Source organism: Sphingomonas sp. CFBP 13706 (assembly GCF_014842355.1).
Lineage (GTDB): Bacteria > Pseudomonadota > Alphaproteobacteria > Sphingomonadales > Sphingomonadaceae > Sphingomonas > Sphingomonas aerolata.
Window position 1 is genome coordinate 513,844 of sequence record NZ_JACYVM010000001.1, and the last position, 14,219, is coordinate 528,062.

Annotated in this window: 13 protein-coding genes and 1 riboswitch; of the genes, 4 read left to right on the plus strand and 9 right to left on the minus strand. The window is 65.6% G+C overall.

What is annotated here, in order from left to right:
* Positions 1 to 166 precede the first annotated feature (166 nt).
* Positions 167 to 399, minus strand: a riboswitch (cobalamin riboswitch).
* A 58-nt stretch (positions 400 to 457) separates the two neighbouring features.
* The 8 genes from IFS44_RS02275 to hppD form a co-directional block, all read right to left on the minus strand.
* Positions 458 to 1,282, minus strand: a complete 825-nt coding sequence (locus IFS44_RS02275; RefSeq protein WP_192097333.1) for an HpcH/HpaI aldolase/citrate lyase family protein — start codon at positions 1,280 to 1,282, stop codon at positions 458 to 460.
* Positions 1,279 to 1,731: a MaoC family dehydratase gene (locus IFS44_RS02280; protein ID WP_192097334.1), complete on the minus strand. Its 453-nt coding sequence runs from the start codon at positions 1,729 to 1,731 to the stop codon at positions 1,279 to 1,281. The genes IFS44_RS02275 and IFS44_RS02280 overlap by 4 nt, the downstream gene beginning before the upstream one ends.
* The gene (locus IFS44_RS02285; RefSeq protein ID WP_192097335.1) at positions 1,731 to 3,566 is read right to left on the minus strand and encodes an acetyl/propionyl/methylcrotonyl-CoA carboxylase subunit alpha; all 1,836 of its coding nucleotides are present in this window, start codon (positions 3,564 to 3,566) and stop codon (positions 1,731 to 1,733) included. The genes IFS44_RS02280 and IFS44_RS02285 overlap by 1 nt, the downstream gene beginning before the upstream one ends.
* Positions 3,563 to 4,048, minus strand: a complete 486-nt coding sequence (locus tag IFS44_RS02290; protein WP_192097336.1) for a hypothetical protein — start codon at positions 4,046 to 4,048, stop codon at positions 3,563 to 3,565. Before IFS44_RS02290 ends, IFS44_RS02285 begins: the two co-directional genes overlap by 4 nt.
* A 4-nt stretch (positions 4,049 to 4,052) precedes the next feature.
* Positions 4,053 to 5,654, minus strand: a complete 1,602-nt coding sequence (locus tag IFS44_RS02295) for a carboxyl transferase domain-containing protein (protein ID WP_192097337.1) — start codon at positions 5,652 to 5,654, stop codon at positions 4,053 to 4,055.
* A gap of 31 nt (positions 5,655 to 5,685) precedes the next feature.
* A complete protein-coding gene (locus IFS44_RS02300) occupies positions 5,686 to 6,852 on the minus strand; it encodes an isovaleryl-CoA dehydrogenase (RefSeq protein WP_342366307.1) in 1,167 nt (388 codons plus the stop codon).
* A gap of 68 nt (positions 6,853 to 6,920) precedes the next feature.
* Positions 6,921 to 7,352, minus strand: a complete 432-nt coding sequence (locus tag IFS44_RS02305) for a Rieske (2Fe-2S) protein (RefSeq protein ID WP_192097531.1) — start codon at positions 7,350 to 7,352, stop codon at positions 6,921 to 6,923.
* A gap of 16 nt (positions 7,353 to 7,368) precedes the next feature.
* Complete coding sequence (hppD, locus tag IFS44_RS02310) at positions 7,369 to 8,439, minus strand: 4-hydroxyphenylpyruvate dioxygenase (RefSeq protein WP_031439068.1); 1,071 nt, start codon at positions 8,437 to 8,439, stop codon at positions 7,369 to 7,371.
* An 88-nt stretch (positions 8,440 to 8,527) separates the two neighbouring features.
* On the opposite strand from hppD, the gene IFS44_RS02315 reads away from it, so the two are divergent.
* Positions 8,528 to 9,025, plus strand: a complete 498-nt coding sequence (locus IFS44_RS02315; RefSeq protein ID WP_031439069.1) for a MarR family winged helix-turn-helix transcriptional regulator — start codon at positions 8,528 to 8,530, stop codon at positions 9,023 to 9,025.
* Here the strand turns inward: IFS44_RS02315 and IFS44_RS02320 are convergent.
* A complete protein-coding gene (locus IFS44_RS02320; protein WP_192097338.1) occupies positions 8,980 to 9,867 on the minus strand; it encodes a LysR family transcriptional regulator in 888 nt (295 codons plus the stop codon). The genes IFS44_RS02315 and IFS44_RS02320 overlap by 46 nt on opposite strands.
* Before the next feature lie 92 nt (positions 9,868 to 9,959).
* On the opposite strand from IFS44_RS02320, the gene IFS44_RS02325 reads away from it, so the two are divergent.
* The 3 genes from IFS44_RS02325 (at position 9,960) to maiA (ending at position 14,110) form a co-directional block, all read left to right on the plus strand.
* The gene (locus IFS44_RS02325) at positions 9,960 to 12,086 is read left to right on the plus strand and encodes a malate synthase G (RefSeq protein WP_244649832.1); all 2,127 of its coding nucleotides are present in this window, start codon (positions 9,960 to 9,962) and stop codon (positions 12,084 to 12,086) included.
* Between the two features lie 87 nt (positions 12,087 to 12,173).
* The gene (gene hmgA / locus IFS44_RS02330; RefSeq protein WP_192097339.1) at positions 12,174 to 13,472 is read left to right on the plus strand and encodes a homogentisate 1,2-dioxygenase; all 1,299 of its coding nucleotides are present in this window, start codon (positions 12,174 to 12,176) and stop codon (positions 13,470 to 13,472) included.
* On the plus strand, positions 13,469 to 14,110 hold the full coding sequence (gene maiA, locus IFS44_RS02335) for a maleylacetoacetate isomerase (protein WP_192097340.1): 642 nt from the start codon (positions 13,469 to 13,471) through the stop codon (positions 14,108 to 14,110). The genes hmgA and maiA overlap by 4 nt, the downstream gene beginning before the upstream one ends.
* Positions 14,111 to 14,219 lie beyond the last annotated feature (109 nt).

The following is a 14,219-nucleotide window of genomic DNA, read 5'->3' on the forward strand; positions in this document are numbered from 1 at the left end:
CGTCACGAGCGACCAGCCGGGGCCTGCCGTCCGATGATCCGGACGGCCGGCGCAACGCTTGGGGTGTACGCCGAACCGCACCCGCCACGCGCACCGATGCGGCCCCCGCCGCATGGTTCGTCGCTCAGACGGAGTACCGTGCCGCGGCCATCCCCTGGACCATGGCAAGAGCGACCGAGCGCCGGCAGGTCTCCTGGCTCGCGGGTCGACGCCCGGTACGCGACCTTCCCGAGCCCTGCGCTTTCGCTCAGGCCTAGTGGTCGTCCCCTCGTGACGAAGGAACATGCGCACCGCGCTCACCGCTTACAGTTGCAGGGAGAGCCGCGGCATGAGGAGGCTCGCCTCCCGCACCGCATTCCCTTTGAAGCCCCGAGGGGCACCGACGCGATCTGCGACGCCGGCCTTCACCGGTTTCGCAAGGCGACGGTAGCGCAGAAAATACCCGTCGCCAATGGGCCTAGAGTCGCGCGAGGATCGCCCGCGCCTGACGCAAGTGCGGCGCATCGATCATCCGCCCATCGAGCTGCAGCGCGCCGGCCTCGGGAGCCGCCGCAAACGCTGCGACGACGGCGTGCGCACGTGCAACGCTCGCCGCATCCGGCGTGAACGCGGCGTTGATCGTGGCGACCTGCGACGGATGAATCGCCATCATGCCGGTAAAGCCGTCGCGGCTGCCGCGCGCGGCATAGGCTGCCAGCCCGTCAATGTCCGCGATTGCTGGATAGACCGTTTCGATCGCCGCGACGTCCGTCGCATGCGCGCCGAACAGCAGCAGTGATCGTACGAGCTTATAGGGATCGGTATAGGACCCGTCGTCCTCCCGACTGGTCGCCGCGCCGATCGCCGCGGGCAGGTCCTCGGCGCCCCAGGTCAGGCCGCATAACCGGTCGTTGACCCGCGCATATTCGCCCAATGTGAAGATCGCGGCGGGCACTTCGGTCGCGATCGGCAGGATCGGCGGACAGTCATCGCCATAAGCCTCGACCAGCGCGAGGACGGTCGCGGGTCCGGTCGCCTTGGGCAGCATGATCGCATCGGCGCCCCTCGCCGCAGCGATATCGTCGTCCAGCCACCCCGAGTCGACGGGATTGATCCGGACCATCCGCACGACGTCGGTGTGGTCCTGCAACGCGGCCCGGACCGCCTCGCGGGCAACAGCCTTGCGGGAGAGCGAGACCGAATCCTCCAGATCGAGGATGATGGCATCGGCCCCGCTCGCTGCGGCCTTCGCAAAACGCTCGGGCCGGTCTGCGGGCACGAACAGCAGCGAGCGCAACCTCATGCCGGCGTCCGCAGCAGCAGTGCCGAGCGAAGGCACTGACAGACGATCTCGTCACGCTGGTTGATCAGCTGGTGCATGAATGTGACGATCCCGGCGTTCGGGCGCGACCGGCTGGGCTTGAGCTCGGCGACCTCGGTCTCGGCGCGCATCGTGTCGCCGATGAAGACGGGTTTCGGATGCACGAGCTTGTCGTAACCGAGATTGGCGACGAGCGTCCCGAGCGTCGTGTCGCCAACCGACAGGCCGACCATCAGCGCGAAGGTGAAGGTGCCGTTGACGAGGATCTGGCCGAATTCGCTCGCCTTCGCCGCCTCCGCATCGAGGTGCAGCGGCTGCGGATTGTGCGTCATCGTCGAAAACAGGAGGTTGTCCGTCTCCGTGACGGTGCGGCGGATCTCATGGACGATCCGGTCGCCGACTGCCCATCGGTCGAAATAGCGGCCGGCCATCAGTCATCCTTCTCGATACGCGCGAGCACCATGCCATCGCTCACCTGCCCGCCTTCGATCGCGGTCAGTTCGGCAACCGTCCCGTCGAACGGCGCGATGAGCGAATGCTCCATCTTCATCGCCTCCAGCGTCACGAGCTTCTGCCCCTTTGCGACATGGTCCCCGATAGCTACGTCGACCGCGATGATCCGTCCCGGCATCGGTGATAAGATCGCGCCATCCGCTGCCGCCCCCATCGCCGCGCCAGACGCACGCCAGGGCCGCAACTGCCAGGTCTGCCCGGCATCGGAAACGAGGGCGGCATCGACTGGTTCATGGACGCCGCGACCGTCGAGATCGATCGTCACGATGTCGTCGTCGAGCAGGAACCGCGCCGTCTTCAAAGGTGCCGCGTTGAGGCGAAAGCCCGCCATCGGTTCGACGCGTACGAGCGTGTGCGCGGCCTCGATCAGCGCTTCCTCGCTGGGCTGCGCCGGGGGCATCAGCGCCGCACCTTCGCGGGCTATCAGCCCGGTATCGAGCGTTCCCGCGACAAATTCCGGATGGTCGAGCGCCTGGACGAGAAACCCCGCATTTGACCGGACTGGCCAGACGACCGCCTTGTCCAGCGCCTCCGCCAACGTCTCGCGCGCGGCTTCACGCGTGTCGCCCCAGGCAATCACCTTGGCGATCATCGGGTCATAATAAGGCGAGATGTCCGCCCCCTGTTCGACACCCGTATCGACCCGCGTCGCATCACCCAGATCGAACGCCTCGAGCCGCCCGATCGACGGCAGGAAACCCTTGGCGGGATCCTCCGCATAGAGCCGGGCCTCGATCGCCCAGCCGCGGATCGCAAGATCATGCTGCTGCAGCGGCAACGCCTCGCCGCTGGCAATCCGCAGCTGCCACTCGACAAGGTCCTGTCCGGTGATTTCCTCGGTGACGGGATGCTCGACCTGCAACCGGGTGTTCATTTCCATGAACCAGATCCGATCGGCGCGCAGGCCTTCGCTCGCATCGGCGATGAACTCGATCGTACCCGCGCCGACATAGTTCACGGCCTGTGCCGCGCGCACCGCCGCCGCGCAGATCGCCGCGCGCGTCGTATCATCCATGCCGGGCGCCGGGGCCTCCTCGATCACCTTCTGATGCCGGCGCTGCAACGAACAGTCACGTTCGAACAGATGGACGACGTTGCCTTGCCGATCGCCGAACACCTGCACCTCGATATGCCGCGGTGACAGGATATATTTCTCGATCAGCACGTCGGTATTGCCGAACGAAGCGGAAGCTTCGCGCTGGCACGAAGCGAGCGCGTCGGCAAAGTCGGCGGACGCATCGACGCGGCGCATACCCTTGCCGCCGCCGCCCGCAACGGCCTTGATCAGGACGGGGTAGCCGATGGCATCCGCCTCGCGCTGGAGCCGATCGGGCGACTGGTCCTTCCCCAGATAGCCCGGTGTCACCGGAACGCCGGCCGCCATCATCCGCTGCTTTGCGGCATCCTTCAGCCCCATCGCGCGGATGCTGTCGGGATCGGGGCCTACCCACAGGATCCCTGCGTCGAGCACGGCCTGCGCGAAGTCCGCATTCTCGGACAGGAACCCGTACCCCGGATGAATAGCCTCAGCGCCGGTGGCGAGCGCGGCGGCGATGATCTGCTCTCCGACCAAATAGCTCTCGCGCGCCGGGCTCGCACCGATATGCACCGCCTCGTCCGCGTGCCGGACATGCAGCGCGCCCGCATCGGCATCGGAATAGACCGCGATCGTGCGGATTCCCAACGCCCGAGCCGTGCGAATGATGCGGCAGGCGATCTCGCCACGATTGGCGATGAGCAGTGATTCGATCATTGCGCGGGGCATCCGGTGGTCCGCTTAGACCAAGTGATGTTGAGGATCTTCCACCGGCCCGCTTCGCGCACCATGTCGAAATGGTCGGTCCCGCAATGCGCGACCCGGCCGTCGATAATGAAGACATAGGGCGACCATACCATCGCGATATCGCCATCGATATCCACGGCGGGATCCGTCAGGCGTTCCGCATATCGCTCCGGCCCGGGCTTCAGACCGGCGGCGAAGTCGGACCAGGCGGTCCGGCGGATGATGCGCGTGCCGTCGGCCTTTTCTTCCACGGCCGTAGCCCCCCCCTCGGGGCGCACCTGTGCGAGCAGTGCCTGGCCATCGCGGGTGGCCAGCGCGGCCAAAATCGCGTCGATCGGCACCATGACGCCGGCCTCCTCCGTCACCACGGCTGGCGGCAAGCCGGTGCCCTTGACGATCGGCTGGACCGGAGTGACCTGACCCGCGGCCAGCAGCAACGATAGCAGGATCATCGGCTTACATCCTGAACACACCGAACGCGGGGCGTTCGGCGATGGGAGCGTTGAGCGTCGCGGCGAGCGCGAGGCCGAGCACGTCACGGGTCTGCGCGGGATCAATGATCCCGTCGTCCCACAGGCGCGCGGTCGCGTACCAGGGATTCCCCTCGTCCTCATATTTCTGACGAACCGGCACCTTGAACGCTTCGGCTTCCTCCGCCGTCCAGTCGTCTGCGTCGCGGTGAACGGTGGCGAGGACCGAGGCCGCCTGTTCGCCGCCCATCACGCTGATCCGGCTGTTCGGCCAGCTGAACAGGAAGCGTGGCGAATAGGCGCGTCCGCACATGCCGTAATTGCCGGCGCCGAAACTGCCGCCGATCAGCACTGTGATCTTCGGCACGGTCGCGGTGGCGACTGCCGTCACGAGCTTTGCACCATGTTTGGCAATGCCTTCCGCCTCGTACTTCCCGCCAACCATGAAGCCCGAGATGTTCTGGAGGAACAGGAGCGGTACCTTGCGCTGGCAGGCGAGCTCGATGAAATGCGCGCCCTTCTGTGCGCTTTCGCTGAACAGGACGCCGTTGTTGGCGAGGATCGCAACGGGGAGCCCGTGGATATGCGCGAACCCGCACACCAGCGAGGTACCATAGAGCGCCTTAAACGCATGGAATTCGCTGCCATCGACCAGCCGTGCGATTACTTCGTGCACGTCATAGGGCGCGCGCACATCGGACGGCACGACACCGTAAAGCCCCTCAGCGTCGTATTTCGGCGGGCGCGCCGGTTGCCGGTTCACCGTGACAGGGACCTGTGGCGGCAAGGTCGAGACGATGTCGCGAACGATCGTCAGCGCGTGGTCGTCCGATTCCGCGACATGATCGACGACGCCCGACCGCCGTCCATGCGTGTCCGCGCCGCCGAGGTCCTCCGCGGAAATCACCTCGCCCGTCGCCGCCTTGACCAGCGGCGGCCCAGCGAGGAAGATCGTGCCCTGCCCGCGGACGATGATCGTCTCGTCGGACATGGCCGGGACATAGGCGCCGCCCGCAGTGCAGCTCCCCATCACACACGCGATCTGCGGTATCCCCAACGCCGACATCTGCGCCTGGTTGTAGAAGATCCGGCCGAAATGCTCGCGATCGGGAAATACCTCTGCCTGATGGGGAAGGTTCGCCCCACCACTATCGACGAGATAGATGCAGGGCAGCCGATTTTCCTGTGCGATTTCCTGCGCTCGCAGGTGTTTCTTGACGGTCAGCGGAAAATAGGTCCCCCCCTTCACCGTAGCATCGTTGCACAGGATCATGCACTGCCGACCGGCAACGCGGCCGATCCCCGCAATCACCCCCGCGCCGGGCACCGCATCGTCATACAGCCCATTGGCGACGAGCTGGCCGATCTCGAGGAACGGCGAACCCGGATCGAGCAAGCGCTCGACCCGGTCGCGCGGCAGCAGCTTGCCACGCGCAACGTGCCGGTCGCGCGACCGGGCGTCTCCGCCGAGCGCGACGCGCGCAACGTCGTCGCGCAGGCGCTGGGCGAGCGCGCGGTTGTGCGCCGCATTCGCCTGGAACGTCTCCGCGTCGACCGACACCTTCGTATCGAGGACGGGACCGCTCACCGTTCACCCCGCCGCGACCTGATCAGCACGCTCATTGCATCACCTTGGGCGCGGCACCGATCAGTTCGCGTCCGATCAGCATCCGGCGAATCTCGTTCGTCCCCGCGCCGATATCGAGCAGCTTGGCGTCGCGCATGTAGCGCTCGACCGGCCAGTCCTTGGTATAGCCCGCGCCACCCAGAGCCTGGATCGATTCCAGCGAGACCTTCACCGCGCTCTCGCTCGCCAGCAGGATCGCGCCCGCCGCGTCGAACCGCGTCGTCTTGCCCGCATCGCAGGACCGCGCGACGGCATAGACATAGGCACGTGCAGAACTCAACGCGACATACATGTCCGCGACCTTCGCCTGGATCAGCTGGAACTGCCCGATCGCGGTCCCGAACTGCCTGCGTTCGCGGACATAGGGGATGACCACGTCGAGACAGGCCTGCATGATGCCGAGCTGAATGCCCGCGAGCACCGCGCGCTCATAGTCGAGGCCCGACATCAGCACGCCGACGCCGCCATTCTCCGGGCCCATCACTGCGTCGAACGGCACGTGGCAATCGGTGAAGACAAGCTCGGCGGTCGGGGATCCCCGCATGCCCATCTTGTCGATCTTCTGCCCGATCGCGAATCCCGGCATGTCCTTCTCGATCAGGAAGGCGGTGATCCCCTTCGATCCCTCCCCCGTCTTCGCATAGACGACGAGCGTATCGGCATAGGCCGCGTTGGTGATCCAGAACTTGGTGCCGTTCAGCACATAGCCACTCTCGGTCTTCACCGCCTTCAACTTCATCGACACGACGTCGGATCCCGCCCCGGCTTCGGACATCGCGAGGCTTCCGACATGCTCGCCCGACACCAGCTTGGGCAGATATTTCGCCTTTTGCTCGGCATTGCCCCAGCGGCGGATCTGATTGACGCACAAGTTGGAATGCGCGCCATAGCTCAAGCCGATCGACGCCGATGCGCGCGATACTTCCTCGACCGCAACGACATGCTCGAGATAGCCGAGCCCGAGCCCGCCATACTCTTCCTCGACGGTGATGCCGTGAAGCCCCAGCTCGCCCATTGCCGGCCAGAGCTCGCGGGGAAACCAATCCTCCGCATCGATCTTCGCAGCCAGCGGAGTGATCTTCTCCTTCGCAAAACGCTGCGTCGTGTCGCGGATCATGTCCGCGGCTTCGCCCAGCGCGAAGTCGAAATCTGGCGTCACGAAACTCTCCTTACCGTATTATTCCCGTGGCTTGCCGGGCTGCTCTCTTCACCGTTCTCGCCCGATGCTCAGCGGGGGTCAGAGACCGCAGCTGTCGCACCAAGCGTCGTGATCACGCCGTCTACGACCGTGATCGGCCAGACCGCAAGCGCTTGCCCCATGCAGGGACCGCCGACGCAGCGGCCATCGTCGATCCTGAACAGTGCGGAATGCCACCCACAGACGATCAGGTCGCCATTCGGGCTCAGATAGTCGTCGAGGGTGCGCGCCAGTGGCAGTCCGGCGTGCGGGCAGCGGTCGACATAGCCGACGACCCCGTCACCGCGCCGAACCGCAAAACCGTGGAACCGCCCCGCGCGCATCTGCACGACATAGCCTCTCGACTGGCCGGGTGCGATCGCCTCGATCGACCCGAGCGCAATCCCGGCCGGCGTGGCGAACAGCCGCACCGACGACGGAGTATCGCTCACGACATTGCCGTCGCTAGGCTCGCCCTGCATGTCCGTCATGACGTCGTCACGCGTCGACCGTGATCACCCCACGCCGGATCTGGTCGAGTTCGATCGATTCGTACAGCGCCTGGAAGTTGCCGTTGCCGAACCCCTCATTACCCTTGCGCTGGATGACCTCGAAAAAGATCGGCCCGAACAGCGGTTCGGTGAAGATCTGGAGGAGCAGCCCCTCCTCACCGACATTGCCGTCGAGCAGGATCCGGTTGCGCCGCAGCCGCTCGAGATCCTCGCCATGGTTCGGCACGCGCTTGTCGACCAGTTCGTAATAGGTCTCGATCGTGTCCTGCAGCCGCACGCCGCGCGCGCGCAGTTTCTCGACGGTCGTGTAGATATCGTCGGTGGTCAGCGCGAGATGCTGGATGCCTTCGCCATTATAATCGCGGATGAACTCCTCGATCTGGCTGTGGTCGTCCTGGCTCTCGTTCAGCGGGATCCGGATCGCGCGATCGGGCGCGATCATCGCCTGGCTGAACAGGCCCGTCGCCTTGCCCTTGATGTCGAAATATTTTTGCTCTTCGAACCCGAAAATCTGGCCGTAAAAGGTCGACCAGGTCCGCATCTGGCCGCGTTTTACGTTGTGCGTGAGATGGTCGAGCAGATCGAGACCGACCGAATTCTCCGCCTCGGCCTCCGCCGCGCCCGGGATTTGATCCCAGGCATCGTACAGGCTGCCAGCGCCGCCATGACGGTCAACAAGATAGAGCAGCGATCCGCCGATCCCCTCCAGCGCGTAGCTCTCGTCGCCCAGCGCACCGAGCGACGCATCGGCCGCCTTCGCGCCCCGTGCCAGCGCAGCGTCGAAAGCCGCCTTGGCGTCCGCAACACGGAACGCCATGCCGTTCGCCGAAGGACCATGGTCGGCGCGGAACGTCGCGGCCTGCCCCGTCGGTTCAGCGTTGAGCAAAAGGTTAATGCGACCCTGTTTGTAGCGGGTCACTGCCTTGGTCGGATGCCGGGACGCGGGCACGAAACCCAATTGCTCGAACTGTTTGCCCATCGCCGCCGGATCGGGCGATGTGAACTCGCAGAACTCGAAACCATCCAACCCCATCGGGTTGACGTCCATATGCTCCATGATGCGACAGCCTCTCACAGCTTTATAGTATCGTTGGATACCAACTGCGCGTTTACGCAGATCGTGTCAACTGATACTATCCCGGGCCATGACCGCTTCATCCGACCGCCCACTGCTGCTCGACGACTTCATCCCGTTCCGGCTGTCGTTCACGTCGAACCTCGTCAGCGACACGATCGCGCGCAGCTATGAATCGCTGTTCGGCCTCTCGATCCCCGAATGGCGGCTGGTCGCCGTCATCGCCGAAACCGGCGGCATTACGCAGGCGGAAATCGGTCATCGTACGCGCATGGATAAGGTTACGGTAAGCCGCGCGGCGATCGCGCTGGTCGAGCGAGGCCTTCTCGAACGGCGCGCCAATGCCAGCGACCGTCGCTCGCACCTGTTGATGCTCAGCGATGCCGGTCGCACGCTTTACGCTGCGGTCGCACCCAAGGCGCGCGATCTGGAGGCGCGGATCTTTGCGCAGTTCGACCCGGCCGAAGTCGCTGCATTCACGGCGATGCTCCGCCGGATCGACGCGGTGACCAGCGCGCTCGATCAGCCGGCCCAGGGCGGTGACGGTGTCCACAGCGTCCGCAAATAGTCGAGCAGTGCAACGACCGACGACGGCACTGCACCGCGCGGGTGCAGCGCGAAGATCCCCACATCCGCGCTCCCCTCGATCGCCGGCAGGACGCGAACGAGCCGCCCCGCCGCCAGATCACTGCTGACGTCCCACAGCGACCGCAGCGCGATCCCCACGCCCGACAGCGCGAGTTCTCTCACGACCTCGCTCGAATTCGTGCGCACGTGGCTCGCGGCATCGATCGTGAAATCGCCGTCAGACCCCGTCAGCCGCCACGGCATCTGCCCGCGCGCCGCGAGCAGCCGATGGTCACCCAGCGCCGCCGCGCTGCCGGGAATTCCCGCCATTTCGAGATAGGCGGGTGCGGCGCACAGGACCCGGCGGCTGTCGCCCAGCCGGTGCGCGTCAAAACCCGGCTCGACCGTCGGCGCGATCCGGATCGCGAGGTCGATACCCTCGCCGAGCAGGTCCGAAAAGCCGTCGGACAGGTTCAGTTCCAGCGCGATGTCGGGATGCGCATCGAGAAAAGGCTTGAGCCTAGGTGCGATATGCAAGCGCCCGAAAGACGTCGGCGCGCTGACGCGGAGCGGACCGCTCGGCCCGGCGGCCCGGTCGCCGACCCGCCCCTCGGCCTCCCGAATCGCGGTAAGGATCGCGACCATGTCCGCGTGATACCGCTCCCCTCGCGCCGTCGGCTCGAGCCGCCGCGTCGTACGATTGAGCAGCCGCACTCCGAGCCGCGTCTCGAGCCGGACGATCCGTTTCGATACCATCGCCGGGGAGATGCCGCGCAAGCGGGCAGCCCCGCTCAGGCTTCCGGCCGCGACGACGTCGACGAACAAGGCGGCATCCGGATCCATTCATTCCCCCGGTGATCGACAGCTTCAACACTTGATCGTCTACCGAACAGCCTGGCGGTCGTATAGAATGATCGTCAGATAGGGAGAGAGCGATGAGCGCGACGTCTGACGGCATGATAGACAAGGCGGGGCTCCGTGTCGCCGCACCGCTGGCACGGTTCCTCGATGACCAGGCGCTGCCCGGCACGGGAGTCGACCCGTCCGCCTTCTGGTCCGGAATGGCCGACATCTACGCCCGCTTCGCACCTGAAAATCGCGCTCTGCTTGCCCACCGCGACGCGCTGCAAGCGAAGATCGACGCCTGGTACAGCGCGCTTGGCGGCCGCCCCGTCGATCCGGATGCCCAGGCGCGCTTCCTCCGTGAGATCGGTTATCTCGTTGAGGAGCCTGCGCCGTTTGTGGCGACCTCGACCCGCGTCGATGACGAGGTGGCACGGCTGGCAGGCCCGCAGCTGGTCGTGCCGGTCCTCAACGCCCGGTTCGTCCTCAACGCCGCAAACGCGCGCTGGGGCAGCCTGTACGACGCACTCTACGGCACCGACGTGATCCCCGGAACGCCGTCCGGTCGGGGCTATGATCCGGACCGCGGTGCACAGGTGATCGCCTGGGCCAAGGCGTTCCTTGATTCCAGCGTGCCGCTTGCGACGGGTTCGTGGACCGACTGGGACGGCAGCCCGCCCGTGCTGGCACAACCGGATCAGCTCCGCGGCCATGCCGGCAGCACGATTCTGTTGCGCCACAATGGCCTGCATATCGAACTTGTCATCGATCGCGACCATCCGATCGGCGCGTCCGACGCCGCCGGACTGGCCGATGTCCGGCTCGAATCCGCGCTCACGACGATCGTCGACCTTGAGGATTCGGTCGCAGCAGTCGATGCCGACGACAAGGTCGCAGCCTATGCCAATTGGCTGGGGCTGATGAAGGGCGATCTGGAGGCGCAGTTCGACAAGGGGGGCCGGACGCTGACCCGGTCGCTGGAGGACGACCGGCGCTACACCGCGCAGGACGGGTCCGAGATCGTCCTGCCGGGACGAAGCCTGTTGTTCGTCCGCAATGTCGGCCATCTGATGACCACACCCGCGATCCATCTGCCCGATGGGACGGAGGCGCCCGAGGGCATACTTGACGGGATCGTGACCGTGCTGATCGCGCTGCACGATCTGAACGGCACCGGCCGCTTCAGGAACAGCCGCCAGGGTTCGATCTACATCGTCAAGCCGAAGATGCACGGCCCCGACGAAGCGGGCTTCACCAATCGGCTGTTCGACGCGATCGAGGATCTGCTCGGCCTCGACCGCCACACGATCAAGGTCGGCGTGATGGACGAGGAGCGCCGCACTTCGGCCAATCTGGCCGCCTGCATCGCCGCGGTGAAGGACCGCATCGTGTTCATCAACACGGGCTTCCTCGATCGTACGGGCGACGAGATGCACACCGCGATGCGCGCCGGACCCATGATCCGAAAGAGCGAGATGAAGGCGAGCGCCTGGATCGCCGCCTATGAGGATCGCAATGTCCAGATCGGCCTCGCCTGTGGCCTCAGCGGTCGCGCGCAGATCGGCAAGGGCATGTGGGCAGCTCCCGATCGCATGGCGGACATGCTCAACCAGAAGATCGCACACCCGATGACCGGCGCCAACACTGCCTGGGTCCCCTCACCCACCGCGGCGACGCTCCACGCGACGCATTACCACCGCGTCGACGTCTTCGCGCGGCAGGCAGCACGACAGAGCGAGCCGGTCACGCCGCTCGAGAAGCTGCTGACGATCCCGCTGGCACACGGCCATAACTGGTCCCCCGACGAGATCCGCGACGAGCTCGAGAACAATGCACAGGGCATTCTCGGCTATGTCGTGCGCTGGATCGACCAGGGCGTCGGCTGCTCGAAAGTGCCGGACATTCATGACATCGGCCTGATGGAAGATCGCGCGACCCTGCGGATCAGCTCGCAACATATGGCGAACTGGATGCTCCACGGCATCGCAACGCCCGCCGAGGTCGATGCCGCCTTTGTGAAGATGGCGGCCAAGGTCGATGCGCAGAATGCTTCCGATCAGCACTATCGGCCGATGGCAGGGCACGAAGCAACCAGCCTTGCCTATCGCGCCGCGCGCGCGCTCGTCTTCGAAGGGCTTGATCAGCCGAACGGCTATACAGAACCCCTGCTCCACCGCTTCCGGCAGGAAGCAAAAGCAGCGCAAACTGGTAACAGTTGACACCATATTGGCCGGGGGCCATCGTCCTTGGCGAAACCCCCGGCCCCCGCGGCACGTCGAACAGGGGTGCGCGAGGAGAGTGTTACGATGGCCAATGACCCGGCCGCCACCGGCTATATTTCGGGTTTCGGCAACCATGTCGCGACCGAGGCCGTCGCAGGCGCGCTGCCCATCGGCCGCAATGCGCCACAACGGCCCCCCTTCGGGCTGTACACCGAGCAGCTGTCGGGCACGGCCTTCACCGCACCGCGTCACGAGAACCGGCGGAGCTGGCTGTACCGCATGCGCCCGACCGCCGAACATCCGCCCTATGTCCGGTATGACGGCGCCGCACGTTTCGCGGCGGACGCGCAGGACTGTCCGCTGGCGCCCAACCGGTTGCGCTGGGACCCGAGCGCGCCACCCTCCCCGGGCACCGACCTGATCGACGGCATGACGACGATGCTCGCCACCCGCGATCCTGCGGATCTGGAGGGCGTCGCGGTCCACCTCTATGCCGCCAACCGCGACATGACCGCGCGGGTCTTTGTCGATGCCGATGGCGAATTGCTCTTCATCCCCCAGGCGGGGCGGCTCGAACTCCTGACCGAGCTCGGGCGGATCATGGTCGCGCCCGGCCAGATCGCGCTCATCCCGCGCGGTGTTCGTTTCCGGGCTTTGCTACCCGATGGGCAAGCAACGGGCTATGTCGCGGAAAACCATGGCGCGCTGTTCCGTCTGCCCGATCTAGGTCCGATCGGCGCGAACGGGCTAGCCAATCCGCGCGATTTCGAAACGCCGGTCGCCTGGTTCGAGGATCGCGACACGCGGTTCGAGGTGATCCAGAAATTCATGGGCTCGCTGTGGTGCACGACGCTCGAGCACAGTCCGCTCGATGTCGTGGCGTGGCACGGCAATCTGGCGCCGTGGCGCTATGATCTTGCGCGCTTCAACACGATCAACACGGTGAGCTTCGACCATCCCGATCCGTCGATCTTCACCGTCCTGACCTCGCCCTCCGACGTACCCGGCCGCGCGAACGCCGATTTCGTCGTCTTCCCGCCGCGCTGGATGGTCGCCGAGGATACGTTCCGCCCGCCCTGGTTCCACCGCAACGTCATGTCCGAGGCGATGGGTCTGATCCAAGGCGCCTATGACGCCAAGGCGGCCGGCTTCACACCCGGCGGTCTCAGCCTGCACAATCTGATGGCAGGCCACGGTCCCGACCTCGATAGCTGGACCGCCGCGACCAACGCCGATCTCAAGCCGCACAAGATCGACGGGACCATGGCCTTCATGGTCGAGAGCTGCTGGCCCTACCGACCGACGCCGCATGCGCTGGCGCATGCCCAGCTCGACTATGACGCTGTCTGGGCCGATTTCCCCAAGGCGGTGCTGCCGGCATGATCCTGCACGGCTATTGGCGGTCGACAACCTCCTACCGCGTGCGGATCGCGCTGAACCTGAAGCAGTGCTCCTATGAGCAGCGCACGCACGATCTCAGGACCGGCGCGCAGCGTGACGCGCGCTATCTCGCGCTTAACCCGCAAGGGCTGGTGCCCGCGCTGGACATTGGCGACGGCACGATCCTCACGCAGTCGCCTGCCATCCTCGAATGGCTCGACGCGACCTATCCGGCGGCGCCGCTATTGCCCGCCGATCCGACCGAGGCCGCGATCGTGCGCGGCATTGCGGCGACGATCGGGTGCGACATTCATCCGGTCAACAATCTGCGGATCCTTGATGCACTCAGGACAGATTTCGCCGCGACGCCCGATCAGGTATCAGCCTGGATCGCGCGGTGGATGACCGCGGGATTCGATGCGATCGAGCCACAGATCGCTCGCCACGGCGACCGCTATGCCTTTGGCGCCACGCCGACGCTGGCCGACTGTTATCTCGTGCCGCAGGTCTATGCGGCCGAACGCTTCGCCGTCGATCTCTCACGCTACCCCTGTCTGGCCACCGCCGCCGCGAACGCCGCGACCCTGCCGGCCTTTGCCGCTGCACATCCCGACATGCAGTCTGACCGCGACCCGCTATAGTATTGATATAGATTAGCACAAACGCGGTGCGAGTAGCGGACATAAAAGCCGAATTGATGCGTTTCTCACCGAATCGACGCGACCTAGATCGTGATCGCTGGTGAAGGGG

Bases quoted from the DNA above. Each gene is read 5' to 3' on its own strand.
- IFS44_RS02275 (WP_192097333.1), bottom strand. From the start codon at position 1,282: ATGAGGTTGCGCTCGCTGCTGTTCGTGCCCGCAGACCGGCCCGAGCGT.
- IFS44_RS02280 (WP_192097334.1), bottom strand. From the start codon at position 1,731: ATGGCCGGCCGCTATTTCGACCGATGGGCAGTCGGCGACCGGATCGTC.
- IFS44_RS02285 (WP_192097335.1), bottom strand. From the start codon at position 3,566: ATGATCGAATCACTGCTCATCGCCAATCGTGGCGAGATCGCCTGCCGC.
- IFS44_RS02290 (WP_192097336.1), bottom strand. From the start codon at position 4,048: ATGATCCTGCTATCGTTGCTGCTGGCCGCGGGTCAGGTCACTCCGGTC.
- IFS44_RS02305 (WP_192097531.1), bottom strand. From the start codon at position 7,352: ATGCAGGGCGAGCCTAGCGACGGCAATGTCGTGAGCGATACTCCGTCG.
- hppD (WP_031439068.1), bottom strand. From the start codon at position 8,439: ATGGAGCATATGGACGTCAACCCGATGGGGTTGGATGGTTTCGAGTTC.
- IFS44_RS02315 (WP_031439069.1), top strand. From the start codon at position 8,528: ATGACCGCTTCATCCGACCGCCCACTGCTGCTCGACGACTTCATCCCG.
- IFS44_RS02320 (WP_192097338.1), bottom strand. From the start codon at position 9,867: ATGGATCCGGATGCCGCCTTGTTCGTCGACGTCGTCGCGGCCGGAAGC.
- IFS44_RS02325 (WP_244649832.1), top strand. From the start codon at position 9,960: ATGAGCGCGACGTCTGACGGCATGATAGACAAGGCGGGGCTCCGTGTC.
- hmgA (WP_192097339.1), top strand. From the start codon at position 12,174: ATGGCCAATGACCCGGCCGCCACCGGCTATATTTCGGGTTTCGGCAAC.
- maiA (WP_192097340.1), top strand. From the start codon at position 13,469: ATGATCCTGCACGGCTATTGGCGGTCGACAACCTCCTACCGCGTGCGG.